Origin of the sequence: Oceanobacillus alkalisoli, assembly GCF_022213125.1 — a bacterium.
Classification (GTDB): Bacteria; Bacillota; Bacilli; order Bacillales; family Amphibacillaceae; genus Oceanobacillus; species Oceanobacillus alkalisoli.
On the sequence record NZ_JAKNRA010000001.1, the window covers coordinates 132,402 to 159,345 of the forward strand.

Consider the following 26,944-nt stretch of genomic DNA (forward strand, 5'->3'; position numbering starts at 1 on the left):
TGTCCCATTACTTCGTGTATTCGTCAGTTAGTGTAGTGACGATTTGCTTTTTACGAGATACGACACCTTTTAATAAGGCACGGTTATTTTCAAGTTCAACATTGAAGCCAGTTGCAACATTCGCCTGTCCGCTTCCAAGTGCGAGAACCTCTGAATCATTATTTAAAATATCCGTGACAACGAATAGGAATAAATCGAGATCTTTTTTCTCGATAATGTTTTGAATTTCTGTTTCAATTTCCTCTTGCTGTTCATAAATTGCATTTAAATCAACTGTGTTAATCTGAGCGATTTCAACCTTCTCATCCCCCATTGTGAACTCTTTCGCATCCATTGTTAGTAAATCAACAATCGACTTATCACTTAAGTCTGCCCCAGCTTTCAGCATGTTCAGACCGTAAGTTTCCAAGTTCACTCCTGCAATTTCAGCTAACACTCTTGCAGCAGATACATCTTCATCCGTACATGTCGGGGACTTCAACAATAACGAGTCGGAAATAATTGCCGACAGCAGCAAGCCTGCCATTTCTTTAGAAAGTTCCACATTGTTTTCATTGTACATTTTATGAAGTATTGTTGCTGTACACCCTACAGGTTCAGCCCGAAAATAAAGCGGTTCTTTCGTTTCAAAATTAGCAATGCGGTGGTGATCAACTACTTCCACAACCTTTGCATTTTCTATATTATCCGCACTTTGCTGGAATTCGTTATGGTCGACTAATACGACTTCTGTTCCATCCTCAAGCTTTTCAAGTAATGCTGGTGCATCCACTTTAAAATAATCAAGTGCATATTGTGTTTCTTTACTTACTTCCCCTAATCTGCGTGCTTCCACAGTTTCACCAAGTTTGCCTTTTAAATCTGCATATACCAATGCCGAACAAATTGTATCGGTATCTGGATTCTTATGTCCAAAAACTAATTTTACCATAATGCCTTCTCCTTTATTAACATATTCATTATGTAATTTCGATTGCTAAATCTATTCAAATTCTATCATACCAATCAACCTCTTTCAATTACAGGCAAACGAAAGCTTATCCAATTTCCCCCACTCCCAGCACAATGTTTTACATTTTATTTGTGAAAGGCTAAACTAATAAAGAATACGTATAACGTGAAGAACATATTTTACGAGGAGGATGTAAGATGTCAAGAAAACAATTCAACTTAGCAAGAACTGCTTTAATTAACTTTATCGATGATCATATAAATGAGGAAACGGCGGACGTTCAGGCTAAACCGTTCAATAACACATTGCGCTGGCATATTGGCCATGTTCTCGTCGTCGATGAAAAAATGTTATTCCGCTTCCCGAAAAAATCCGATCATATCCCGGAAAACTATGCCGATTTATTTGGACCTGGTACAAAACCGAGTGACTGGACAGAAGAAGCCCCATCTTTAGACGAATTGAAGAAATTTTTACTTGACCAGCAAGAACGATTAAATAATTTCGATGATCTGTTCTGGAAAACAAATGTCACATTTAAAGTTCCGTTCGGCAGTGTTGAAACATTCGGCGATTTACTTATCATGCTTGGTCATCATGAAACCGAGCATCTTGGTAAAATGAAAGCTATGCTTCAAGTTGTGAATGCGGAAGTATGAGTGAGAATATAATTATAATCGGTGGCGGAATTGCCGGAGCAAGTGCCGCCTATCACCTTTCCAAAAAAGGCGTAGACGTTACACTGATTGACCGGCACGATACCGGTCAAGCAACCGATGCTGCTGCAGGTATCATTTGCCCTTGGCTCGCTCAGCGCAGAAACAAAGCCTGGTACCGGCTCGTCAAGATGGCTGCAAAAATGTATCCAGATTTAATTAAAGAGTTAGAAACAGCTGGCGAAACGGATACTGGTTATAAGCAAGTCGGCGCGCTAAACCTTCATAACGACGAAAAGAAGCTGCACGCTACACTTGAACGCGTATTAAAACGCCGGGAAGACGCTCCTGAAATTGGAGAAATCGAATTACTCGATGAAACTACTGCACAGGCGAAATTCCCGCTTCTAAATGAGGGCTATCAGGCAGTTTTTGTCGGTGGAGCTGCCCGGGTCGATGGGCGTAAATTAAGAGATGCATTAATTCGCAGTGCGAAGAAAAACGGGGCGAAAATTATTGAGGGAAGCGCAGAACTTCTAGTAGAAGGAACCCAAGTACGCGGGGTTCAGATAGATGGTGAGAAATACGCTTCCAACCAAGTAATTGCCACGACAGGTGCCTGGATGAATGAACTGCTCGAACCGTTTGATATTACAGGACTTAATGTCCGTCCGCAAAAAGCGCAGATTCTTCATCTGCGGTATGATAAGTTAGATACTGAAAATCTTCCAGTCATTAAGCCACCGGGCAATCAATACATGCTTAGCTTTGAGGACCACCGGTTTGTTGTTGGAGCTACGATTGAAAGTAAAGCAGGCTATGATACAAACGTAACAGCAGCTGGAATGCATGAGGTCCTATCTAAAGCGCTCGAAGTTGCACCAGATTTAAAGGATAGTGCAATTATTGAAGCACGGGTCGGTTTTAGACCAATGACAAACGGATCACTTCCAGTAATTGGTTCATTAGATGGGCTGGATGGTCTTGTTTATGCAAATGGCCTCGGAGCATCCGGACTTACTGCCGGTCCTTTAATGGGACAGCAACTTGCAAAACTTGCCGTGAGAGAAGAAACGGATCTAAACTTGGAAGATTATCATTTATAGAAAAATGTGGGTCCTTAAAGATTGACCCACATTTTTTTATTTAACAATGAGCACGGGACAATTTGCCCGTTTTACAACTTTATGACTAACACTTCCGAGGAATAAGGTTTGCAGTTCATTTAATCCCCTGCTCCCGATGACGACACAATCAAATTCCCGGTCATTGGCAAAATTTACAATCGTCTGACCCGGCTCACCTTGGAGAAAATGGGTGCCAAATATGACGTTGGATTCATTTAACCTGGAACGGATCGGTTTAACTTTTTCCTTACGATACTTTTCCATTTCAAATGGAGTCGATGTTTGAAGCACATCTTTCTTTACCGTATCCCCGTCTACCACATAAACGACATCCACTGTACCGTCGAATTTATTCGCCAACTCAATTGAATATTCCGTCGCACGAATCGAATGCTCAGATCCATCTACTGCGAGTAAAATTCGCTTAAACATTCTTCCACCTCCAAGTTAGTGTTACCTTTATCATACCATGAAACTAACTTAATTCTTTTTTTACCGCTACTTGATTTCTTCCATCTAGTTTTCCTTCGATTTTTTTTATCCATTTTTTAAAGAAAAGATAAGACCGCTGAAATATCGGACTTTGGATAAAGGTGAATAGGAAAGTAAAGACGAATACCGGGCCGCCGACAAGCAGACCAAGTACAAGCACGAGCGTCTCTACGATAATTCGCACTCGGCTAATCGACATTCCAGTTTTATCCGAAATCGAAAGCATAAATCCGTCCCTCGGACCAGCACCGACCCCGCCAGCATTATACATCCCGCCGCCAAAACCCATCACTGCAATTCCAGCTAAAATAACCAATATGTCTATCCAACTATTTGTAGCTGTCGGCAGAAAGTCAAGCCACATATAAAAGTCTACAAATAATCCAACGAGAAAAGCATTGAAAAATGTCCCTAACCGAATATAACGGCGATCCATTATAAGTGTAATCAGAATCAGCAATCCGGAAATAATGATGGCCCATGAACCAATTGATAAACCAATATGATTGAAAAAGGCAACGTTTAAAACATCCCACGGGTGAATCCCCAAGTGTTGTACATTAATTGCTAACGTAATTCCCATACTGAATATCATAATACCAAGGAAGAAAAATCCCCATCGAATCATCTGCTTCAAGACCCATTCCCCTTTTATTAAACTTTTACAAATACTATACCATATTCTGACTATTTTCTGTTTATTTTTTTAATTAGAGAGTTTAATGAATTTCATAATACGTATTTAATGCTTCACCATCACCATATGTAGTTGAGTTGGTTCGTTCCCAACTACATACGGTGATGGGAAAGCCGACTTTGGTAATGATGAAATTCATTCAGTTCTTTTCAATAATGTTTTTGAGAAAAACAAATTAGGCGTTCGTTGCATAGGATAACTGGAAAAGTAAAATGGAAAGGAAATGATAGAAAATGTACTATGGTCACTATCCGTACCCCTACTACCCTCAAGGCTACTATCCGTATCCTTACTCTTATGAACAGCCAGTTTATCCTGGATTAGATGAGGACAGATATGAGTATCCGCTTCCTTCAGAAGATATGGAAAGACAGGGTGATCGGGGAGGTCAGCCGTATGTATTCAATATTGAACATGCAACTGAGCGGAACCGGGCTTTCCGGCGGGCAATTTGGACTGGTCATCATCTCCAGCTTACACTGATGCGAATTATGCCTAGTGAAGATATTGGACTTGAAATCCATCCGCACACGGATCAGTTTTTAAGAATAGAAGATGGACGCGGGGTTGTACAAATGGGACCACGACGCAATCAGCTAACTTTTGAACGGCGGATTCGGGAGGATGATGCCATTCTAATCCCAGCTGGCACATGGCATAACGTGATCAATACGGGGAGAAGTCCTCTGCTCCTTTACTCTATCTATGCCCCGCCAGAGCATCCAAAAGGTACAGTGCACCAAACAAAGCAAGCAGCAATGCAGCAACATCGGGATGAGGAATAATTAATATACACGTAAAAGCCGTATGCATTCGCTGCTGCATACGGCTTTTATCGTTAACGATTGGCAAAAAACTCTTCTGCACGCTGGAGGAAAACTTCCTGATCTGGAGATAAATCGTATTCTTCCTCAATCGCATCAACTGGGCATACTGCCTTACAAGCTGCACAATCAATGCAGACGTCAGGATCTATATAAAATTGATCGGGACCTTCTTCAATACAGTCAACCGGGCATACGCTTACACACTCCGCAGCCTTCTCCGTCTGACATGCTTCCAAAATAACAAAAGCCATTTATTTTCTACCTCCCTAATAGCTATAGTCTTTCTTCTATTTATGATAGAACTTTCTTCGATGAATGTAAATGAAATCGATTGAACTCAGCCTCACTATTCATTTCATCATTTCCATATACCATTCTATAATATAATCACTTGGTTTTGCATCATAATAGTTGCGCCATACTTTATGTAAAGCAGTGTACTGTTGCATCATCGCCGCAAAATTGCCGTTCTCCCCGTGCAATTTCATTAATTCAAAATGCGCATCTTCAATAGTTGGGTTATGGTCAATCATATAGTTATACCAGCGGATGGCGTCATTGACTTTTCCATTATGATAATAAAACGTTGCTATTTGGTTTGACGCCTGTAACCAGATTCGTTCATACCGTTGGCGTTCTGCTTCGAGCCATGTATAGTCATAATTTGCGAGATATGTGCCGGCATACATTTCCATTGCTCGTTCATAATCCCCTACCGTGTCAGCCGTTAAATCGGGTAATGCTCCGATTGCTTTAGACCATTCCACATAATCTATTTCTACCTGGGTCAATTCCAGCAAATAACCATACGAATGATTATGCAGCATAATATGCTTTTGGTAAGGCTTAATCTGTTTACGAATATTATAGATTGTCGTATAGAGCAAAGAATAAGCTTTCTCTAAATCGTAGTCATCCCAAAGTAACTCAATAATTGCTGACTTTTCGATAACTACATCATGATTTTGTAATAAAAAAATAAATAATTCCTGGGTTTTAGCTGTACGCCACGGAAGAGGCTCAAATACATCGGGTTCCGTTTCAAATGCAAGAGATGGAGTCATTTTGATTCGTAAACTTTGTGGGTATGTTATAATCCTTTTGTGCTGATTCTGCAATTGATTTTTAATTCGATTGACAGTGAGCTCTAACCGTTCAAATTTTAGTGGTTTTACAATATAATCGGTTGCATTTAATTCAAAAGCGTTCACAGCGTAGGCCTCATAAGCTGTAACAAACACAAGAATAACATCTGGAAGTTTTTCCAGGATTTTTTCAGCTATTTCCATTCCATTGACTGGTGTCATATCAATATCAAGAAAAACAACATCTGGTTTTTCCCGTAAAATAAATTCCTTCCCTTCCAACGGATTAACGAATGAACCAATCACTTCAACTTCTGCTATTTTTGCTAGTTGGCGCTCGATGTAACGTAAAGCTAGCTGTTCATCATCAATACAAACAACGCGCATATCGATTCCCCCTATTTAACTAGTTATATTTTACCACAATTATAAGTGAAAACAAGACAACGGTTTGTCAATTATTAGAATTCTGTCATCACCCCCTATCCGCACATCCCCTCCCCTTTTTCATACAATACTTTAGATATGAAAAAGGAATGGATGCGATGCTTTATTATACTGGTTTATTTTTATTAATTATTGCAGTAAGTCTGGATGGACTTGGGGTTGGCATTAGTTATGGCATTCAGAAAACCCGCGTCCCGATTCTTGCTATATCGATTATTATGCTGTGTTCAGGGGTTACCGTTTTTGCCGCGATGTCAATTGGTGAGGGATTAAAATTTATCATTCCGTCAACCATTTCAGAAAATGCTGGAGCGATGATTCTGATCTCCTTAGGTATATTTACCTTATACAATATAATCCGGAAGAATAAAGTAAAACAAGATGAAATTCAAAATAATTCAATGCTTACAAATGTAAAAAAAGTGTTCCGTTCACCGAAGCACGCAGACTTGGACCGATCCGGCACAATTTCGAAACCGGAAGCAATCCTTCTCGGCATGGCTCTTTCACTCGATGCTTTCGGAGCAGGATTTGCCGCAAGTCTAATGCACTATTCTGCATTTCTTACCGCTGGACTCATCGCAGTGATGAGCGGAATCTTTCTCATTGTCGGATTAAAGATCGGAATGCTTCTATCAAAATACGAAGACATCCAATTCTTCACCCTGCTCCCCTCTCTTCTTTTAATTGGCATCGGGTTATTCAATCTACTAACATGAAGTCAAAAAAGCTAGGATTCTTCAATTTAAACGAATCCTAGCTTTTCATATTCCACGATTGAATTAAATTATAATACGCTAGATAACTGGAATTGGCAGCAGATGCCACGTCCAGCTACCGCGCTTTTATTTTTACAATTGCAATAGATTCAATACGACAGAAACAGAGATGATACTGACAATCGTAGCAATAAAGGTCATGCTTGAGACGAGTTCCGGCTCACTATCGAACTCAATTGCATACATTGTCGTCGTTGCCGCTGTTGGCATCGCGGAGATAATAATAAGAACAACTCCAACAAGCGGATCGATGTTAAAGAGCACGACGAACAGATAAGCAATGATTGGTGCGCCGACCATTTTTAAGGTTACACTCGAAATGATCACTTGCCAGTTCAAGCGTAGAGAGGTCAAGGAACCAAGCTGCATACCAAGAACAATCATCATCACTGGTATCGATGCTTCTCCTACCATTGAGAGCATCGAGTGGATCGATTCCGAAACCGGTACATCCAAATATTGAAAAGCAACACCAAGTATCGCTGCATATGTAGTCGGCATTTTCATTACATTAAGAAAAGCCGTTTTCATCCCATCTCTGCCACGGGAAGCATAATAGATCCCGAAGAAATTATTCATCAATCCTTGGATCACCATAATGAATACAGCATATGGAAGTGCAACTGTTCCAACACTAAACAGAACGACCGGTAAACCATAATTCCCCGAATTCATAAATCCTGTTGCAAGAATAGCAGCACTTTCTGTCTTATCCGGCCACTTGAATATCTTACCTAGAATCTTATTTAAAATAACCATGATCGCAAATAAGACAAGCATATAAATAATGATTACCAAATAGCCGCTGTCAAAATCGGTATCATACAAAGTTATAAAAACAAGTGCCGGGGATAAAATATAAATTGTTACTGCTGATACGGACCTCACACTCATCGGACGTAACCGCTGCAGGATAAATCCCGCTAAAAAGACGAGCATAATCGGGATAATAACTTGAATAAATAAAGCCAAGATTCATCGCTCCAGTAATTTTTTTAGTCACTTTTTTCCATTTTACCACAATATAAGTAAGGATGAATCCCTTCTGCTTTTTTCTCTACTATGGTACGATGGGAACAACAGTTTAAAGAAAGAAGTGTGACAGATGCATCTACCATTAGGTAATCATATAACAATGACCGTCTTAAGAAAAATTGAAACTGGCTATGTCCTTGATAAGGATGAACAGGAGGCATTACTCCATCATAATGAAACAGATAGGGAGTTGAAGGAAGGTGAAGAAGTCGAGGTATTTCTTTACAGTGATAAAAAAGGAAACATCGCAGCAACAACGACACTGCCAACTGTCACGACGATCAACTATGATTGGGCAGAAGTTGTCGAAGTCCTGCCAAAGCTTGGTGCTTTCGTCCATATCGGTATCGCGAAAGAAATTCTCGTATCTAATGACGATCTTCCTAAATTTCGTTCCATTTGGCCGAAAATTGGTGACAAGCTTTTCGTCCGACTCGACTTAGATTATAAAAATCGCCTGATCGCTCTTCCTGCAACCGGAGGCGTCATCGCTGAATATTATGAAGTGGCACCGGAGCATTTATTAAATAAAAAGCTATCTGGAAGAGTGTATTATTCAAGCAGAGAAGGATCCGAAGTCTTCACAGAAGATAATTATCGTGGCTTTATCCATCATACCGAACGGAAAACGGAACCACGGTTAGGAGAACTCATAACAGGACGGGTTATTGATGTAAAAGAAGATGGGACAATAAACATTTCACTTCGTCCAGTGAAAAAGGAAAGCATCCCACTTGATGCAGAAGATATCTTACAGCATCTCGAAGCTAGTGGTGGTGTTATTCCTTTCAGTGATAAAAGCGACCCCGAAGCAATCCGGTCAACGTTCAAGATGAGCAAGGCGGCTTTCAAACGGGCGCTAGGCAAGCTAATGAAAGAGGGCAAAGTTGAACAGCGGGACGGGAAGACTTTTCTTTTATAGAAAACTCAACCTTTCCCCCCTTAAATCAACTAAATGTTCCTTTATCAAGCCACTGATTACTTTCATACAGCGTAAGTATCCGAAACTCGCTTCTGGAGGTCCGCAGTCCAGACACTTCTCGCACCTGCTGAGCGGCCGGCAAGCCTCCTCGCGCTGAGCACTAAGGGGGCTTTGAATTTACAGATACGAAAATTGAACAAAAAGAAAAAACATAAAACATTTCTGAGAGAGAAATGTTTTATGTTTTTCGTTTTTACAAGTTAAAATTACGCTTCCACATTTTGATAAGCATCCAAGATAGATGTAATCATGAATGAAATTGCTGCTGCAAATAGGGATGCGATTCCCCATCCACCAAATCCTGCACCAAGCAGGTCAGCTTTCGGAAGTACGGAAGCGACTGCTAATAATAGCAAACCTACAATAATAAAGAAGAAACTTAAATAATAGCAGGCCTGTGAATTTTTATTCGCCCGCAGTATTACAGCGTTAACGACAAGGTTCAATACTGTAAGAATAAGTCCTGCTATAATAACTGTTTGTACCATGCTTTCACCCCATATATTGATATAGTTCTTATTATAGCCTATATCCAAAGAAATTTAAAGTCTATTCATTAGCATGGTGGAATTTCCATATTAAATATTACGTTTTGGTAAAGATGCATGGAAGTATAATGAAATATGGTACAATAAGATAGGATAATGAGTTGACTAAAGGAGAATAACATGAGATATAAAGCAGTATTTCTAGATATTGACGGCACCATATTAATGCCGGACCACACTTACTCTTCTTCTACTGTAGAAGCAATCAAACAATTACAAGCAAAAAATATCCACACTTTCATTGCAACTGGACGCCCGCTGCACGAAATTAAGGGACTGACAAAAGCGCTTAATATTACGAATCTAATCGGCTATAACGGAGCTTATGGAATCGTTCAAGGTGAAAAAATTGTAAACGAACCATTCGCTGCAGAAACTGTAGAACGTTTTAGAAAAACAGCCGAGGAGAAAAAGAATGAAATGGTCCTCTATTCAAATGGCGAGAACTATTTCACAGCCATCGATGACCCTTTTACACAAGGATTTATTAAAACGTTTGAAATGGAAATAAATGTAGAACTGGTCGGCCCTAAATATGACAATATCTTAGGAATGACGTTAATGAAGCTGGAAGAATCAGAAGTCGAAGCATATCAATCAGATAACAATATTCACCTCTCCCAAGTGAATGTTCCTGGTATGCAGCATGCCTATGACGTCATCCGCTCCAATGTTAATAAAGGCAAAGCAATTCAGCAGGTTCTCGCTTATTTAGGAATTGATAAGGAAGAAACGATTGCTTTTGGAGACGGGATGAATGACAAAGAAATGTTTTCAACCGTTGGTGCAAGCTTTGCAATGGGTAATGCCGATCCGGATCTCTTCCAATACGCAACACACCGGACGACTACGGTGGACGATTCTGGAATATTTAATGGCTTAAAACAACTCGGTCTTGTCGAATAATCATTAAAAAATGGTTCCGAGCATCATCCTTGCTCGGAACCAATTTTATTGTTACTGATAACCTCTCACCTGTTATTACGGTAAGATTGGTTCTTCTTGTGTTACAGCAATTTCATACCTAGACCAAACTTTTAAATGTGGTTCAATCTTATAATTAAGTACACGGTTGTTAACCGGAACTAATTCCGCACGGTAAACTGTCGGGAATACTGGAATCTCTTCTACCATCAGCTCTTGCCATTCACTGTAAACATCATAACGATAATCGTCATCAAGCGCTTCAGCAGAAACTCCTTCTTCCAATAGGCGCGTGTTTTCATCACTTTCATAACGCGAGAAATTAAATAATTCTTCTGGACCGTATAGACCTCTTGGATCGACATCATGCCCTACTCCCCAAGCACCTTGATAGATATCAATCTCAGGATCATCTTCACCGTTTTGTCCAACTCGGTCATAGAACGCGTTGAACTCTTGCAGACGGCCATCAAGTAATTCTACTTTAATTCCTACCGCTTCCCAAGCCTGCATGTAATAATTTGCAATTGGCTCAGCAACGTCGCCACCTTCCATAGAAGCAAAGTTAAGCACTAACTCTTCCCCATCTGGTGTCTCACGTAAACCATCACCATCTACATCTTCGTAGCCAGCTTCATCTAGAATACGATTCGCTTCATCTGGATCATAAGTTGGCGATTCGATGGATGGATCATGGAATAGTGGATGGGACGGTGGAATAAGTGTTGTTGCATTCCAACGTAGTCCGTTGTAGAAACGATCACCAACTGCTTCATTATCTACGGCATACCACATTGCGCGACGCAACTCTTCGTCTGCCACTTTCGAATCTGGATCCATTTGGACACGCTTATTCTCCGCATCCCATGAACCTAATTTAAAGCCGATATACGTGTAAGATAGATCGATTTGCCCTAAGAATTCCACGTTCGTTAACTGCTCATGTACGTCAACGTATTGATCGGCTGGGAAGGCATCGACAGCATCGATTTGCCCCGTTTCAAGTGCTTCTGCAACCGCTTGTGTACTGACAACCTGTAAGGTTACACCATCAAGATTCGGCGTACCTTGCCAGTAGTCCTCATTAGCTGTATACGTTACAGACTCTCCTGGGACAACAGTCTCAACTTTAAATGGCCCGATTCCGATTGGATTCACACGAACGGCATCCGATTCAGACATCTCCGCTACTGGAATCTCTTCAAAAATATGCTTCGGTAAAGCATAGGTCCAAATACCACTAGACAGTAAAGATGGTGTTGCGTGAGTAAATGTAATTTCTAATGTTTTGTCATCGATAATATTTAGACCTTCGATTGTACCGGCCTCAGCTGCATATGTTGTTTCCGCTTCTGCTTCTGCATCGCGATATTCTCTGGCGCCGACCACGCTCGCAATCTCACCGAAACGAACTCCATCATAGTCTGGGTGACCAATTACTTCAAAGGCATACGCCCAATCTTCAGCAGTTAAAGGCTCCCCGTCATGCCAGTAAACATCATCACGAATCGTGAAGGTAAATACATCACCAGCTTCGTTTGTTTCAAACGTCGCAGCACCATCGTTTGTATAGTAGAAATTCTCATCGACTGTGAGTAACGGCTCATCAAACCACTCAATAACTTCAGCATCAGGAGCGCCTGAATAGAAGTTAAAGTTAAGCGTTCCCTCAAATACAGTGTCTGATACTAAACCGAAGTTCAATGTACCGCCGCCTTCGATTGCTTCCCCTTCATTCGTTTTCTCTTTAACAAAATCATCGATGGAGAAGACGTCATCTTTGCCTTCAGCAGCATCGTCACCTTCATCTTCTGTTCCTTCTTCATCCTCTGTTTCTTCTTCGGTAGTATCTGTTTCAGAATCAGTATCTGTATCACCTGATCCCTCATCAGAGTCTCCGCTACAAGCTGCCAGTACTAAGAGTAAAAGTAACATCATAGCTACTAGCCATTTGCTAATGCTTGCTTTCCTCATCCTTTTTAACCTCCCCTTTAATTCCTTTTATTTTTTACTGTCCATCCCATTGGCGCGGACAGTTTATACTAAACATCAATACAAGGATTAATATTGATGTCAGTAATCAAATGAGTATAGATCATTTTAAAAACCTAGCCTCTTCTCTGTCTTGCATCGGCTGCACGCCTTAATGCTTCCCCGACGTTTCTTACCGCAAGCATGAGCAGTAGAATCAATACAGCAGCGGGTACCCAAACCCACCATCTCGATTCAAGCGTTTGCGGGTTTGTTGCATAACTTAGTAATGTACCTAAGCTCGGAGTACTTTCAGGAAAACCAAATCCTAAGAAGGATAAACCAGATTCAATTCCAATATTGGCAGCTAAATTAAGTGTCATCGTTACGACAATGAGTGAAGTAATGTTCGGCATCACTTCTTTAAATATGATCTTAAAATGAGATGAGCCTAGCGTCCTTGATGCTTGTACATAATCAAGTTCTTTTTCCTGTAACGCTTTTGACCTGATCAACCTAGCGATTCCCATCCATAAAAATACCGTCATAATCAGCGAGAATGTAATCGTATTATACTTGGGAACAAGTGAAACAAACACAATGACAATCATCAAAAATGGAAGAACATTGAAGAAATCCAAAATACGCATCATCACGTTATCGACATGTCCGCCGAAATAGCCGGCAACTAAACCAAAGACAATCCCGATAATCCCACTCATTAATGTAACTAGAAATCCAATCGTAAGCGAATTACGGGTACCGATGATAAGCTGTCCAAACACATCACGCCCACCATAGTCGGTACCTAAGATAAACTCTTCGCCCGGCGCTTCGTGTATCGCGAATAAATCGACCTTTACAATTTCACTCTGATCAAGGACAAAGGAAATCCCATACACTAAAGTAGTTACTAATACTAAAAATATTAAGGATATTAATGCTAGTTTGTCTTTAAATATCTCTCGCCAGAGTATGCGGATAACAGTAGGATTCTCCGCCTTGGTTGCCTCCATCTGAACATTTTTTATTTCCATTTTATTTTCACCTCAGAGTTGATCGACTTCTATTTTATGCGAATACGGGGGTCCACAAGACTTAAAATAATATCCGATAATAGAGCACCTAAGATCTGTGCGATACCAAATAATAAAACGAGTGCAGTTACAACACTATAGTCACGCATATTAATGGACTCTAAAAACAGCAGACCCATACCAGGATAACCGAATATCTGTTCAATAAATACGGTTCCTGATATAAGCGTCGTAATCTCCCAGCCGAAGAATGCTGCAATCGGCAGTAATGAATTTCTAAAAATATGCCGATTATAAACCCGGGATTCAGAAGCCCCTTTCGCTCTTGCGGTAATAATAAAATCTTTTTGCTTTGTATCGACGATTTCACTTCTTAAGTATTGGACAGTGGATACCGTTTGGATTAATGCCATAGAAAGTGCGGGCAACATGACATGTTTTAATTTGCTAATCCAATAATCGAGAGTGCCTGGCACCATGCCAGGTGCAACGCTACCACTTGTTGGAAACCAACCTAATTGATAACCGAAGATAAATAACATGATAAGTCCGAATATGAATAATGGTGTTGCAAAGCCAACATACGTATAACCCGTTATTGCTTGATCCAGTAACGTATCATTATAACGCCCGCTTGTGATTCCTAAAGGTATAGCCATGAGATATGTAAATATTAATGTCACAATAGAAAGTAAAATCGTATTTTCCATCCGTTGTGAAATGAGTTCTGACACATCCATTTTAAAACGGAAAGACTGGCCTAAATCCCCTTGAACTAAACCACCAACCCAATCTGCATATTTAATATGCCATGGGTCATTCAATCCCATTCTTTCACGCTGCTCTTGTATTGTTGATTGATCTATATTCGGGTCAAGTAATCCAGTCAATGCATCCCCAGGCATCGATTGTGCCATTAGAAAGATTAAGATACTCAGTAATACAATTTGCGGGAACGTGATTAATAGTCTTCTAACGATAAATTTCCACATATCGGATCAACCTCTCTCTGGTAATGCGACTCTATGGGTGTCAGAGATGTTCTGTAACTTATACGCTAACCCTTCCGCATTGAAGTAGTCATCGAATGAGTCTTCGTATTCTCTCTTTACTTCTTGACGAAATGCGTATTGTGCATCCCTGTTGCGTGGATTGATATCCGGAATTGCTGCAATGAGTCGCTTCGTGTAAATATGCTGCGGATTTTCAAAGATATCTTTACGTGTTCCTTGTTCAACGTAGCGTCCTCTGTACATGATAGCAATTTCATCGCACATATGCTCCACTACACCAAGGTCATGGCTAATAAACAAATACGTTAAATCAAGTTCTTTTTGAATATCCTGCATAAAGTTCAATACCTGTGCTTGTACGGATACATCAAGTGCAGATACAGGTTCATCAGCGATAATTAGCTTCGGCTTTAAGGCAATTGCCCGGGCAACTCCGATACGTTGTCTTTGTCCACCAGAGAATTGGTGCGGGAATTTCCAAACACTTTCTGGATTCAAACCTACTAATTCCAATAATTCATACACTCGTTGTTTTTCTTCATTTTTTGTTAACTTTTCATAGTTTTGCAGTGGTTCTGCAATAATGTCAAGTACCCTTTTGCGTGGGTTCAATGATGAATAAGGATCCTGGAAAATCATTTGAATATCTTTTCTCATATCTTTTGTTTTACTTTTCCGGGAAGTGATATCTTCACCTTCAAAAAGAATTTTTCCGGCAGTGATGTTCTCTAACCCGACAATCGCTCTTCCGGTCGTTGATTTACCTGAACCAGATTCACCTACAAGTCCATATGTTTTACCTTGCTCAATCGAAAAGGATACATCATCGACGGCCTTGATGTGACCGACCGTTCGATTGAATACTCCGCCTTTAATTGGGAAATATACCTTTAGCCCATTAACATCAAGTATTGCCATTTGTAATTTCCTCCTTACCTTCTTCTGGGAAGTAAAAATGACTGTGACAGGTGCAACGGACAAAATGTCCTGGTGTCACTTCGTGTAATACCGGATTCTCTTCATGGACGGATTCGTCAATCCAGGGAATCCGTGCCGCAAAGCGACAACCTGTCCGAGGTAAGTGTTGTAAGCCTGGTACAATTCCTTGAATGACATGGAGCCTGTCTTGTCCTTCAGTTGGTACCGAATTGAGTAGTGATCTCGTATAGGGATGTAATGGATTTTCAAATAATGTATGTACATCTGCGATTTCTACAATTTGACCTGCATACATGACAGCAATTCGGTCTGCCATTTCTGCAACAACTCCAAGGTCATGGGTTATCAGGATAATTCCTGCATCCATTTCGTCCCGCAGCTCTCGAATCAAATCGAGTATTTGTGCTTGAATGGTCACATCAAGTGCCGTTGTCGGCTCATCCGCTATGAGTAATTGCGGCTTGTTCGCAATCGCAATGGCAATGATGACACGCTGTCTCATACCACCTGAGAGTTCGTGAGGATATTGCTGGTAAACATGTTCCGGTCGTGAGATCCCCACTAAGTCCAATAACTCAATAACACGATCATAACGTTCTTGCTTGGACATTTTTGGCCGATGGAGGATGAGCGTCTCACTAATTTGAGCCCCAATTTCCATTAATGGATTAAGTGCAGTTAGCGGGTCTTGGAAAATCATGGACAGCTTATCACCACGAAATTGATTCAACTCACTCGTTGTCGCTTTTACTAAATCCACATCTTCCAGCTGTATTTTCCCTTCAATTTTCGCACGATTATGTAATCGCATTACAGAAAATGCTAAAGCACTCTTTCCTGAACCTGATTCGCCAACAATTCCTAATACTTCGTTCCTGTTAACCGTTAATGACACATCATCCACTGCAGCATAGTAGGCTTGACCGATTTTGAATGAAGTGGTAAGGTTTTCTATCTCTAACAGTTTTCTACTCATATTATCCCCTCTTACGTTAGCAAATTTCTAAATAGATGGATATTCTATAAGGGCTTCTTTAATACACTAAAATCGTAAAGTTCTGATAATTTTGATTTACTTGCATATTATTTTAGCATTTTTAACAATTTTTGCAACATATTTTTCACAAGGATGAATCATCATTCAGCTGTAGCAAGAAATATTCATTATGTTTACTTTTTGTTACACAAGGTTAGTAATCTTGTAACCTTCGTAAGGTTAACGAAAAATTATAGTAATGTGATTATAAGGGAATTATTTGAAAAAAGCAATATTACAAAATAGATTTACATCCAATATTATTTCAAAAATCCCCAATAAGAGAATAAAATCCTTGCTAAACCAACTTTTTTCACAACCGATGTAAATATGCAAAAATTTATTTCTTTACTAAAAACTTTGGAAATTTTCATTTGTACCATGATGAATAATGCCTAATCAATTGCTTCTTTTCTTTTATGTATTTCATTTTTAGTGGAATGAGAAATCTGTAACAATATTATTCGATTATCGTAATAGTACAGCTGCGGCACATTCAAACTATTCTTAGCAAGCGATTGTTTACTTGCGGAAATGGAGTAAAAATAAATCCGAACAATTGGCTGCATCATTAAAATGATACTTGAATTGCTCGGATTTATTTATTATTATAGCGTTCACTTGCATGTTAATAAGCTATTTGTTCCTTTTCCTTTACTTCAACTGGAAAAAAACCTTCTGCTAATTCCTGGATTTCAGTCATCCGTTTAATATCAAAGTTCCCCCCACTTACAATGACACCTGAGTGCCTGCTTGGGATCTCTTTGTGATAGGCGAATAGTCCAGCCAGTGCAGTGGCTCCCGCTCCTTCTGTCAGTGTTTTATTCCGTTCCAACATGAATAAAATACTCGCAGCTATCTGTTCATCGGTAACGGTAACGACGTCATCAACATAATCCCTGATAATAGGAAATGTTGAATTGCCAGGTTCTTTTACAGCTATCCCGTCTGCAAGTGTACTTACATCTGTTAGATGCTTCATTTCTTTTGCGTGATAGCTTTGATACATTGCATCTGCTCCACTTGCTTGGACACCGATTACTTGGATATTGCGATTGATGTGTTTACATGCAACCGCGATTCCAGCAATCAGACCGCCTCCGCCAATTGGTACAAAGACAGTGTCAATCCGATCTTCCTGGCGCAACAACTCCATCGCGATTGTCCCTTGTCCTGTCATCACATCGTAATCATCAAAAGGATGGACATATACACTTCCACTTATCTTTTCATATTCCATTGATGCTTGATAAGCTTCCTGGAAACTTTCACCTGTCAGTACAACATCTGCTCCATAATTTCTTGTCGCATGTACTTTCGCTAGTGGTGTTCCTTCAGGCATGAAAATCTTCGCACTTGCGCCGAGCTTTCTTGCTGCATAGGCAACTCCTTGTGCATGATTACCAGCTGAAGCGGTTATAACACCCCTTTTCAGCTCCTCTTTTGTCAGTTGCATGAGCTTGAATGTTGCTCCGCGAAACTTGAATGCTCCTGTCTTTTGCTGATTTTCCATCTTGCAATATACTTTCCTGCCCACCATATCATCAATCGTATGGGAGGTGAGTAATGGTGTTTGATGGACAATCGGTGCCAGCCGCTTCCATGCTTGATAAATTTTCTCGCCAGTTAATAAATCTCCTGCTAAATCCCCAAGAAAGCCACACTCCTTATTATTAGTTTCCTTCTATTAGAGGTTGTTCAAAAAGTCCGGTAAAAATGACACTTCGTGAAAGGGAGGTTCTACTAAGACCGTCCACGTCCTGTGGACAACGTAGAACTCACCACTTCCTGTGGAAGCTCGTTGGCTCGCTTTTCCGCTCTTCATGTACCTACTAACGTACATTCCGGTGCCGGGAGCTTCGCCGCCTCGAATTTCGCACAGAATGTGCTAGTTTCGGCGTTGCAACAGGACGTTGCTTATTTAGCCGACCTCGGTCCTTTTTATCCTCCTTTTTGCACACACACACTATTATATAATAGAAATAGTTTGCTTATCCCTACGTTACCATATTTTCTTCTTTTTCTTCTACTTCTATGTCTCTATTTCACTATATCCGTTATAGTTCTTCAACTATTTTCAAATTCGAAAATTTTTTCTTCCATTAATAAGGTTAAAGCAATATCATCCCAGCCATTAATCAATTTTTCTTTATGATAAGATGGTATATCAAATTCGACAACTTTTCCCGAATCGTCTGTAATTGTCTGATTCTGTAGATCGACACTTAAGCTTAACTGTCCATCTTCCGACCGATTCTGCCATTCTTTTATTTGCTCTTCATCCAGCTTCACAAGAATAATTCCATTCTTAAGGGCGTTATTATAAAAGATATCAGCAAAACTTGGTGCAATGATTACTTTAAAACCATAGTCTTCCAGTGCCCATGGTGCATGTTCCCTTGAAGAACCACAACCAAAGTTATCTCCCGCAAGCAAGATGGATGCACCGTCATATTTCGGATCGTTCATACTGAAATCTTCTCTTAAGCTCCCGTCATCATGAAAGCGCCAGTTATAAAAGAGAAATTGACCAAATCCGGTTCGTTCAATCCGCTTTAAAAATTGCTTTGGGATGATTTGGTCCGTGTCAATGTTTGCACGGTTTAATGCGTAAACCAAACCTTCATGCTGTTCGATTGCTTCCATTGTAAAGTCTCCCTTCTTATTGTGCTACTCCTGCAAAATGACGGACATCAACAAAGCGACCTTCAATAGCAGCCGCTGCAGCCATTTCCGGACTGACAAGATGTGTTCTTGCCCCGTTACCTTGTCTTCCTTCAAAGTTACGGTTTGAAGTGGATGCACAACGGCCGCCTGCAGGGACGACATCATCATTCATTCCTAGACACATACTACACCCGGAGTCGCGCCATTCAAAACCTGCTTCTTTGAATACTTTGTCAATACCTGCTTTTTCAGCTTCAAGTTTAACACTGAAGGATCCTGGAACAACAATCGCTTTAATCGTATCTTTCACTTGTTTTCCTTCTACAATTGCTGCAGCTTTCTTCAAATCGCTTAGGCGTGAATTCGTACAAGAACCAATAAATACATGGTCGATTTCAATAGAAGTAATTGGCTGATTTTCTTCAAGTCCCATATATTCTAGTGCACGTTCTACTTCATCCGGATTATCTGATTCTGCGACAAACGGTGTTGCACCACTAACCGGAACACCCATCCCCGGGTTTGTTCCCCACGTGACCTGTGGTTCAACTTCTGCTGCATTGATTGTAACGGTATGATCGTAAACTGCTCCTTCGTCCGTTGCTAAAGCTAGCCACTCTTCACTTACTCTATCAAACGCTTCATCTTTTGGAACATACTCTCTTCCTCTTAAGAATTCAACAGTCGTCTGATCCGGACTGATTAAACCTGCTCTTGCTCCAGCTTCAATCGACATGTTACAAATCGTCATGCGTTCTTCCATCGTTAGTTTACGGATGGCTTCACCAGTATATTCCATTACATAACCAGTACCGAAACGAACACCGTATTTGGCAATAATCGCTAGAATAAGGTCTTTTGCAGTAACACCTGGTCCAAGATCTCCTTCAACTTTTACATTTAATGTCTTCGGACGATCTTGCCATATCGTTTGAGTCGCAAGGACATGTTCCACTTCACTCGTACCAATTCCAAAAGCAAGCGCTCCGAAAGCTCCATGTGTAGACGTATGGCTGTCCCCACAGACAATTGTTTTACCTGGCTGTGTCAGACCAAGCTGCGGACCAATGACATGCACAATACCTTGATCGGGGTGGAACATATCTGCAAGCTTAATGCCAAAGTCTTCACAGTTCTTGCGTAGAGTTTCCATTTGCTTACGGGAGATTTCATCTTTTATGACATCCCGGTTTTTGGTTGGAACGTTATGATCCATCGTTGCATACGTTAAATCGGGTCTACGCACCTTGCGATTTGCAAGACGCAGGCCTTCAAAAGCTTGAGGAGATGTTACCTCATGCACTAAATGCTGATCAATATATAAAAGGTCTGGCTTCCCTTCTTCTCGATGAACGACATGCTGTTCCCAAACTTTTTCAATAATTGTTTTTGGCTTTCCCATCTTCCTCACCTCTTACGTTTTCTCTTTATACATACATATAACAAATATCATCCGAAATGCTTCGTGCAGTCAGATTATCAATCACAACTTCCGTCATTTCTTTCGTTGAAACGAGCGTTCCATCTTTAACATCAAGATCCGCTGTATGATAACCTTCTTCTAATGCTTCATTTACTGCTCGCTCAATTTCATTTGCTTCTGTTTGAAGTCCGAATGAATTTCTTAGCATAAAGCTTGCAGATAAAATCATACCTAATGGATTAGCAATTCCTTTACCAGCAATATCAGGTGCAGAACCATGAATCGGTTCGTATAAGCCTAGGCCATCTTCTCTGACGCTTGCTGATGGCAACATACCTAGTGAACCAGTAATAACTGACGCTTCATCACTTAAAATATCACCAAATAAGTTTTCTGTGACAATCGTATCAAATGAGGCTGGATTTGTGATTAACTTCATCGCCGCGGCATCGACAAGGACATGCTCAACGGTTACTTCCGGATAATCTTTTGCCTTTTCTTCCACAATTTCCCGCCACATTCTGCTGGATTCGAGCACATTTGCTTTATCGACAGATGTCAGATGTTTTCTGCGGGACATTGCTGTTTCAAAGCCCTTTTCAATAATCCGCTCCATTTCGTAGCGTTCATAGCTTAGAGTATCTACTACAGAACTCCCGTTATTCCGGCGTTCACTCGGTTTTCCGAAATATAATCCCCCCGTCAGCTCACGAATAATGACTATATCGCTTGCTGCTACAACTTCTTCTTTTAATGGTGAAGCATGAATTAATGCAGGGATCAATTTAATCGGACGTAGATTCGCAAATAATCCCAAGCTTTTGCGGATTTTAAGCAGTCCCTGTTCAGGTCGCTGATGCACCGGATGATTTTCCCACTTCGGGCCACCTACAGCGCCGAGTAAGATTGCATCGCCTTCTTCAGCTGCTTTTAACGTCTCTTCCGGGAGGGGCTCGCCGTAAGCGTCAACTGCATTGCCGCCAATGGCATGTTCATGAAACAAAAGATCATGATTAAACTCTTCCGCAATGACTTGTAATACTTCTTTCGCACTCTCCATGATCTCTGGGCCGATACCGTCGCCTGGAAGTAAAGTAATTTGTTTTTTCATGATTGGTTCCCCTTCCTGTAGTTTACATACTCTTTTTTCTTCATTTATTGGCTAACCGCTCGCTTCTGGTTCCCTGGGCTATGTTTTAAAATATAGCGATTCACCGCATTAATATAGGCGCTCGCCGATGCCATTAATACATCCTGGTGTGAGCTGCGGCCGTTCATCACTTCACCATTCACACTCAATTGGACATATGCTTCCGCTAAGGCGTCTTGTCCGCCACCAACTGAATTCAGCTGGTAATCGATGAGTTTCAACTCTTCTCCGATTAAACTTTCCATCGTTTTGTAAAGCGCTTCTACACTGCCGTTTCCAGTCAATGCCGCTTCAAATTGTTCTTTATCTGGTGATGTCAATCGTACAACTGCGGTTGGTGAGTTCTCTGTACCATAGTACACTTGGAAACTTTCAATCTCATATTTATCCATTTCTTCGGAGTCGGTCTTTATTTCCATAATAATCGTGTAAATATCATCATCTGTCACTTCTTTATTATGGTCGGTTAAAAGTTTGAATTTATCAAAAGCAAGTTGTAATTCCGTATCCGATAGCTCAACACCGAATTCTTGAATCTTCTCTTTAAATGCATGTCTGCCTGAATGTTTTCCAAGGAATAACGTATTCGCTTCTTGAACGCCGACCATTGCCGGTGTGATGATTTCATATGTTTCCACATGTTTTAGCACACCATCTTGGTGGATTCCCGATTCGTGACTGAATGCATTACGTCCGACAATCGCTTTATTCGCTTGAACGTGCATGGCGGTTAACTTTGCAACCAGATCACTCGTCCGTTTGATTTCATTTAGGACTAGCCCTGTTTCATATGGGTAAAAGTCCGAACGAACCTTGAGTGCGACAGCTACTTCTTCAAGTGCTGCGTTCCCTGCCCGCTCGCCAATACCATTAATCGCGCCTTCTACCTGAGTTGCACCATTTTCAACGGCTGCAATCGAGTTCGCTACTGCCATACCAAGATCGTCATGGCAGTGGCAAGAAAGACTTACTTGATCAATGTTTGGTACATTATCCTTCATGTATTTGAACATTTTCCCGTATTCTTCCGGTGTCGCATAACCTACTGTATCCGGGAGATTAATGACATTCGCTCCTGCATCAATTACTTTTTCAATGATTTCCGCTAAGAAGGGCAGATCTGAACGGGATGCATCTTCCGCTGACCACTGAACTTCTGGAAATCTCTCCTTTGCATAGCGGACCATTTCAACGGAGGTTTCAATTACTTCTTCTGGGGTTTTACGTAATTTATATTCCATATGGATTGGTGAAGTTGCCAAGAATATATGGATGGCTGGCTTTTTTGCTGCTTTTAAAGCTTCCCAGGCTGTATCAATATCTGATTTAACGGTTCTCGCTAAGGCAATAACAGATGTCGTTTCCATTGTGTCAGCAATCTCTTTTACTGCCTCGAAGTCACCTTTGGAAGAAGCAGGAAATCCTGCTTCTATCCGGTCCACTCCAAGACGTTCAAGTTGTTTGGCGATCTCTAATTTTTCTAATTTATTAAGATTTACTCCTGGTGACTGTTCGCCGTCTCGTAGTGTTGTATCAAATATTTTAATTCTGGACATATTCCTTCACATCCTTTTGCTTTTCCTGAATTGGCTGTTTAACAAACGGCATCAGGTCACGTAACTCCCTTCCAACTTTTTCAATCGGATGGTTATTTTCTGCACGGTTGATTGCATTGAACTGCGGGCGTCCTGCCTGGTTTTCAAGAATCCAGCCTTTAGCGAATGCACCATTTTGAACATCCTTCAAGATATCTTTCATACGATCTTTTGTTTCATCATTGATTACACGCTCTCCTGATACGAAGTCACCCCACTGTGCTGTGTCGGAGATGGAATAACGCATGTTTTCAAGTCCGCCTTCATAGAGCAAGTCAACGATTAACTTCATTTCATGGAGACACTCAAAGTATGCAACTTCTGGTTGGTAGCCAGCTTCTGTAAGTGTTTCGAATCCAGCTTTGATTAAGCTTGTTACCCCGCCGCAAAGAACTGCTTGTTCTCCGAATAAGTCTGTTTCCGTTTCTTCTTGGAAGGATGTTTCAAGCACACCTGCACGAGCTGCTCCGATTGCTTGGGCATAAGCTAGTGCAACATCTTTTGCTTTACCAGTTACATCCTGATACACTCCGTATAACGCCGGTACTCCTGCACCTTCTTCGTATGTTCTTCTAACTAAGTGACCTGGTCCTTTTGGAGCAACTAGGAACACGTCAACATTTTGTGGCGGAACGATTTGTGAATAATGGATGTTGAATCCGTGAGCAAATGCTAAAGCACTGCCTGGTTTTAAGTTTTCTTTAACACTTGCTTCATATACTTTTTGCTGTGTTTCATCTGGAAGTAAGATCATAACAAGATCTGCTTGTTTTACTGCTTCGTCAACCGGATAGACTTTGAATCCATCTTCTTCTGCTTGCTCCTGGGATTTACCTTGACGTAAACCAATCACTACTTCATATCCGCTGTCGCGTAAGTTTTGAGCATGTGCATGACCTTGGGAACCGTATCCTACAACCGCAACTTTTTTCCCCTCTAATACTTGATTATTGATATCCTTTTCGTATAACACTTTTGCCATTTTAAAATCTCCCTCTCATTTTTGAATTTATTTTTTTATATTGTAAGTGAGCTTACTTCAGCCACATAGCTCTTCGTTTGTTGGCCTCTTAGTAATGCTGTTACTCCTGTTCTAGCAATCTCTTTAATACCAAATGGTTTTAATAGCGTGATAAACGCGTCAATCTTATCTGTCTTTCCAGTGACTTGAACGGTCATCGTGTCTTTACTGATATCAACAACCACCCCACGGAATGGGTCAATCAGTCCCTGGATCTCAGCTCGGATTTGGCTATTCGCTGTTACTTTAATTAGAGCCAGTTCGCGGGCGACAACCGATTTCTCTGTTATATCGGATACTTTAATGACATCGATTTGTTTGTGGAGCTGTTTGGTCAGCTGTTCAAGCTTATGCTCATCTTCCACATTAACGACGAATGTCATTTTTGCAATCCCTTCTGCTTCTGATTCGCCAACGGTAATGCTCTCGATATTAAAATGTCGCTTTGAAAACATTCCGGTAATTCTGTTTAAAACACCACCGCGATTTTGCACGGTACAGCTTATAATCCGTTTCACGGCTTCACCCCCACCATTTCGTTATTCCCTTTTCCAGGTGCGACCATCGGAAATACTTTTTCTTTCCAATCAATCCGGAAATCAACAACTACCGGACCGTCATAAGCGAAGACATCTTCCAATACGCCTGGAACATCTTTTTCTTTTTCAACTAGCATGCTACGGATACCGTAACCTTCCGCTATTTTCAAAAAGTCTGGATTTTTGGTTAATAATGAGCTCGAGTAACGTTCGCCATGGAACTTTTCCTGCCATTGTCTTACCATTCCAAGTGCCTCGTTATTCACGATAAATACTTTAACGGGTAAACTATGTTCATGGATTACTGCTAGTTCCTGAATCGTCATCTGGACACCACCATCCCCGACAATCGCAATAACTAAATCATCTGGTCTGCCGAATTGTGCACCGATTGCTGCTGGTAAACCGAAGCCCATCGTCCCTAATCCACCGGATGTAAGCCAGTTATGCGGCTTGTTGAAAGCGTAAAATTGCGCCGCCCACATTTGGTGCTGTCCAACATCCGTTGCGACAATTGCTTCCCCTTTCGATTTCTCGCAGATTTGTTCAATCAGCCATTGTGGAGAAACTTTCTCCTCATTTCGCTTATACCAATATGGATAGTTCTCTTTGTTTTCCTTTTGCTTTGCTATCCATTCTGTTGTTTCGGGTTTTTTAATATCCATAGCGAGCAATGCTTGTAAGGCTGTTTTCGCGTCAGCTACAATCGGTACGTCCGTGCGGATGATTTTCCCAATTTCCGCTGGGTCAATGTCGATATGTGCAACTTTTGCTCCTGGTGCGAAGTTTGCGACTTTTCCGGTTAAGCGGTCATCGAACCTCGCTCCGATATTGATAAGAACGTCCGCCTCATAAATCGCCATGTTTGCAGTGTATGTGCCATGCATGCCACCCATGCCGAGGAATAGCTCATGCGTTCCAGGGAAATTGCCAAGACCAAGTAATGTATTTACAACTGGAATTTCGTATCTTTCGACAAATTCTCTTAAATATTTTGTCCCGTCAGAAAGTAATACGCCTGCTCCTGCCAAGAGAACTGGTCGTTCTGCTTGTTCCAACAGGTTAGCTAACTTTTGCAGTTGTAACGCATTCGGTTTAACATTCGGCTGGTAGCCCGGTAATTCAATCGTGTTGCTCTCGCTTTGGACAGTCAGTTCCGCTGATATGTTTTTCGGAATATCGATAAGTACCGGTCCTGGGCGTCCCGTTGTTGCAATATAGAAGGCCTCATTAACAACTCTCGATAATTCTTTTGCATCCTGAACCTGATAATTATATTTCGTAATTGGAGTTGTAAGACCTAATACATCCGCTTCTTGGAAAGCATCCGTTCCAATTACTCCCTGTCCGACTTGCCCGGTAATGATAACAAGCGGTAAGGAATCCATCATTGCATCAGTTATTCCAGTAATCAGGTTAGTTGCTCCCGGTCCTGATGTTGCAATAACTACCCCTGGCTTCCCGGTAACTCTTGCATACCCTTCTGCTGCGTGGATGGATCCTTGTTCATGGCGGCAGAGTATGTGTTCAAAGGGAAATTCGTGACGGAACATTGCATCATAAATCGGTAATACGGCACCGCCTGGATACCCAAAAACTTTTTCAACCTTCGCTTCCACTAGGGCTTCAATAAGTAAATCAGCCCCCGTTACGAACCCCTTCCCTGCTTCCGTCTTCTGCCTTGCTTCAACCGCCATTCGTATACCTCCCTCATTTTTTAAAGAATTAGTTATTTTAGTATCAAAAAAGACGCTATTCGCCCCACAACACGCCTACCTGCATGTATATTGGGGAGAAAAGCGTCTACTCTTCACGGTACCACCCATATTCACAGCACCCTTACGGATACTGTCTCATCAAGCTGAATCAGCTTGATTGGATAACAGGTGCAATAGGTTGCACCTGGCACAGCTTAATGGATCTTTAAATCAAGATCGTTCAGCTGGGCACTCGGAGATGATGTCGGAACAATTGGTACTTCTGGGCTTCCAGCAACCCCAGA

The 26,944-nt window shown here is 41.1% G+C and carries 26 protein-coding genes; 6 read left to right on the plus strand and 20 right to left on the minus strand.

The annotated features are described in order from the left end of the window. Positions 1-7: 7 nt before the first annotated feature. Positions 8-931, minus strand: a complete 924-nt coding sequence (locus tag L3V42_RS00640) for a manganese-dependent inorganic pyrophosphatase (protein WP_235763555.1) — start codon at positions 929-931, stop codon at positions 8-10. Between the two features lie 218 nt (positions 932-1,149). Between L3V42_RS00640 and L3V42_RS00645 the strand changes: the two genes are divergently transcribed. Continuing rightward, entirely contained in the window at positions 1,150-1,611 is a 462-nt protein-coding gene (locus L3V42_RS00645; RefSeq protein ID WP_235763554.1) for a DinB family protein, read from the plus strand. After that, complete coding sequence (locus L3V42_RS00650; RefSeq protein ID WP_238470992.1) at positions 1,608-2,714, plus strand: NAD(P)/FAD-dependent oxidoreductase; 1,107 nt, start codon at positions 1,608-1,610, stop codon at positions 2,712-2,714. The genes L3V42_RS00645 and L3V42_RS00650 overlap by 4 nt, the downstream gene beginning before the upstream one ends. A 36-nt stretch (positions 2,715-2,750) precedes the next feature. On the opposite strand, the gene L3V42_RS00655 is transcribed toward L3V42_RS00650, so the two are convergent. Together L3V42_RS00655 and L3V42_RS00660 are read right to left on the minus strand one after the other, a co-directional pair. Continuing rightward, positions 2,751-3,167, minus strand: coding sequence for a universal stress protein (locus L3V42_RS00655; RefSeq protein WP_235763552.1), 417 nt, complete (start codon positions 3,165-3,167; stop codon positions 2,751-2,753). 43 nt (positions 3,168-3,210) lie between these two features. Next, the gene (locus tag L3V42_RS00660) at positions 3,211-3,864 is read right to left on the minus strand and encodes a YczE/YyaS/YitT family protein (protein ID WP_438822769.1); all 654 of its coding nucleotides are present in this window, start codon (positions 3,862-3,864) and stop codon (positions 3,211-3,213) included. 293 nt (positions 3,865-4,157) lie between these two features. Here L3V42_RS00660 and L3V42_RS00665 point away from each other — a divergent pair, with 293 nt between their 5' ends. Next, positions 4,158-4,709 (plus strand): cupin domain-containing protein, encoded by a 552-nt coding sequence (locus tag L3V42_RS00665; RefSeq protein ID WP_235763551.1) that lies wholly within the window; start codon positions 4,158-4,160, stop codon positions 4,707-4,709. Between the two features lie 53 nt (positions 4,710-4,762). Here the strand turns inward: L3V42_RS00665 and L3V42_RS00670 are convergent, their stop codons facing one another. Continuing rightward, positions 4,763-5,002 carry a ferredoxin family protein gene (locus L3V42_RS00670; protein WP_235763550.1) on the minus strand — a complete coding sequence of 80 codons (240 nt, stop codon included), beginning with the start codon at positions 5,000-5,002 and terminating at the stop codon, positions 4,763-4,765. Positions 5,003-5,101: 99 nt separating this feature from the next. Further along, on the minus strand, positions 5,102-6,223 hold the full coding sequence (locus L3V42_RS00675) for a response regulator (protein WP_238470993.1): 1,122 nt from the start codon (positions 6,221-6,223) through the stop codon (positions 5,102-5,104). Between the two features lie 158 nt (positions 6,224-6,381). Here L3V42_RS00675 and ytaF point away from each other — a divergent pair, with 158 nt between their 5' ends. After that, on the plus strand, positions 6,382-7,002 hold the full coding sequence (ytaF, locus tag L3V42_RS00680) for a sporulation membrane protein YtaF (protein WP_238470994.1): 621 nt from the start codon (positions 6,382-6,384) through the stop codon (positions 7,000-7,002). 132 nt (positions 7,003-7,134) lie between these two features. Here the strand turns inward: ytaF and L3V42_RS00685 are convergent, their stop codons facing one another. Beyond that, positions 7,135-8,034 carry an AEC family transporter gene (locus L3V42_RS00685; protein ID WP_238470995.1) on the minus strand — a complete coding sequence of 300 codons (900 nt, stop codon included), beginning with the start codon at positions 8,032-8,034 and terminating at the stop codon, positions 7,135-7,137. Between the two features lie 133 nt (positions 8,035-8,167). On the opposite strand from L3V42_RS00685, the gene L3V42_RS00690 reads away from it, so the two are divergent. Further along, a complete protein-coding gene (locus L3V42_RS00690) occupies positions 8,168-9,019 on the plus strand; it encodes a CvfB family protein (RefSeq protein WP_235763546.1) in 852 nt (283 codons plus the stop codon). A 266-nt stretch (positions 9,020-9,285) separates the two neighbouring features. On the opposite strand, the gene L3V42_RS00695 is transcribed toward L3V42_RS00690, so the two are convergent. Then, entirely contained in the window at positions 9,286-9,567 is a 282-nt protein-coding gene (locus L3V42_RS00695) for a hypothetical protein (protein ID WP_235763545.1), read from the minus strand. Positions 9,568-9,747: 180 nt separating this feature from the next. Between L3V42_RS00695 and L3V42_RS00700 the strand changes: the two genes are divergently transcribed. Further along, on the plus strand, positions 9,748-10,533 hold the full coding sequence (locus L3V42_RS00700; protein WP_235763544.1) for an HAD family hydrolase: 786 nt from the start codon (positions 9,748-9,750) through the stop codon (positions 10,531-10,533). Positions 10,534-10,608: 75 nt separating this feature from the next. On the opposite strand, the gene L3V42_RS00705 is transcribed toward L3V42_RS00700, so the two are convergent. The 13 genes from L3V42_RS00705 to ilvB form a co-directional block, all read right to left on the minus strand. Then, entirely contained in the window at positions 10,609-12,525 is a 1,917-nt protein-coding gene (locus tag L3V42_RS00705; protein ID WP_235763543.1) for an oligopeptide ABC transporter substrate-binding protein, read from the minus strand. A gap of 134 nt (positions 12,526-12,659) precedes the next feature. After that, the gene (locus tag L3V42_RS00710; protein WP_235763542.1) at positions 12,660-13,559 is read right to left on the minus strand and encodes an ABC transporter permease; all 900 of its coding nucleotides are present in this window, start codon (positions 13,557-13,559) and stop codon (positions 12,660-12,662) included. Positions 13,560-13,588: 29 nt separating this feature from the next. Next, positions 13,589-14,551 carry an oligopeptide ABC transporter permease gene (opp4B, locus tag L3V42_RS00715; RefSeq protein ID WP_235763541.1) on the minus strand — a complete coding sequence of 321 codons (963 nt, stop codon included), beginning with the start codon at positions 14,549-14,551 and terminating at the stop codon, positions 13,589-13,591. 6 nt (positions 14,552-14,557) lie between these two features. Next, a complete protein-coding gene (locus tag L3V42_RS00720; protein WP_238470996.1) occupies positions 14,558-15,490 on the minus strand; it encodes an ABC transporter ATP-binding protein in 933 nt (310 codons plus the stop codon). Beyond that, positions 15,477-16,487 (minus strand): ABC transporter ATP-binding protein, encoded by a 1,011-nt coding sequence (locus tag L3V42_RS00725; protein WP_238470997.1) that lies wholly within the window; start codon positions 16,485-16,487, stop codon positions 15,477-15,479. Before L3V42_RS00725 ends, L3V42_RS00720 begins: the two co-directional genes overlap by 14 nt. 688 nt (positions 16,488-17,175) lie before the next feature. Next, a complete protein-coding gene (gene ilvA / locus L3V42_RS00730) occupies positions 17,176-18,141 on the minus strand; it encodes a threonine ammonia-lyase (protein ID WP_255771097.1) in 966 nt (321 codons plus the stop codon). A gap of 473 nt (positions 18,142-18,614) precedes the next feature. Continuing rightward, positions 18,615-19,193, minus strand: coding sequence for a 3-isopropylmalate dehydratase small subunit (gene leuD, locus L3V42_RS00735; RefSeq protein WP_235763537.1), 579 nt, complete (start codon positions 19,191-19,193; stop codon positions 18,615-18,617). A gap of 16 nt (positions 19,194-19,209) precedes the next feature. Then, positions 19,210-20,616 carry a 3-isopropylmalate dehydratase large subunit gene (gene leuC / locus L3V42_RS00740; protein WP_235763536.1) on the minus strand — a complete coding sequence of 469 codons (1,407 nt, stop codon included), beginning with the start codon at positions 20,614-20,616 and terminating at the stop codon, positions 19,210-19,212. Positions 20,617-20,641: 25 nt separating this feature from the next. Further along, positions 20,642-21,748 (minus strand): 3-isopropylmalate dehydrogenase, encoded by a 1,107-nt coding sequence (gene leuB / locus L3V42_RS00745; RefSeq protein ID WP_235763535.1) that lies wholly within the window; start codon positions 21,746-21,748, stop codon positions 20,642-20,644. A gap of 44 nt (positions 21,749-21,792) precedes the next feature. Next, positions 21,793-23,343 (minus strand): 2-isopropylmalate synthase, encoded by a 1,551-nt coding sequence (locus L3V42_RS00750; protein ID WP_238470998.1) that lies wholly within the window; start codon positions 23,341-23,343, stop codon positions 21,793-21,795. Continuing rightward, on the minus strand, positions 23,330-24,364 hold the full coding sequence (ilvC, locus tag L3V42_RS00755; protein ID WP_235763533.1) for a ketol-acid reductoisomerase: 1,035 nt from the start codon (positions 24,362-24,364) through the stop codon (positions 23,330-23,332). The genes L3V42_RS00750 and ilvC overlap by 14 nt, the downstream gene beginning before the upstream one ends. 35 nt (positions 24,365-24,399) lie before the next feature. Beyond that, positions 24,400-24,921, minus strand: a complete 522-nt coding sequence (ilvN, locus tag L3V42_RS00760) for an acetolactate synthase small subunit (RefSeq protein ID WP_235763532.1) — start codon at positions 24,919-24,921, stop codon at positions 24,400-24,402. Continuing rightward, a complete protein-coding gene (gene ilvB / locus L3V42_RS00765) occupies positions 24,918-26,639 on the minus strand; it encodes a biosynthetic-type acetolactate synthase large subunit (protein ID WP_235763531.1) in 1,722 nt (573 codons plus the stop codon). Before ilvB ends, ilvN begins: the two co-directional genes overlap by 4 nt. Positions 26,640-26,944 lie beyond the last annotated feature (305 nt).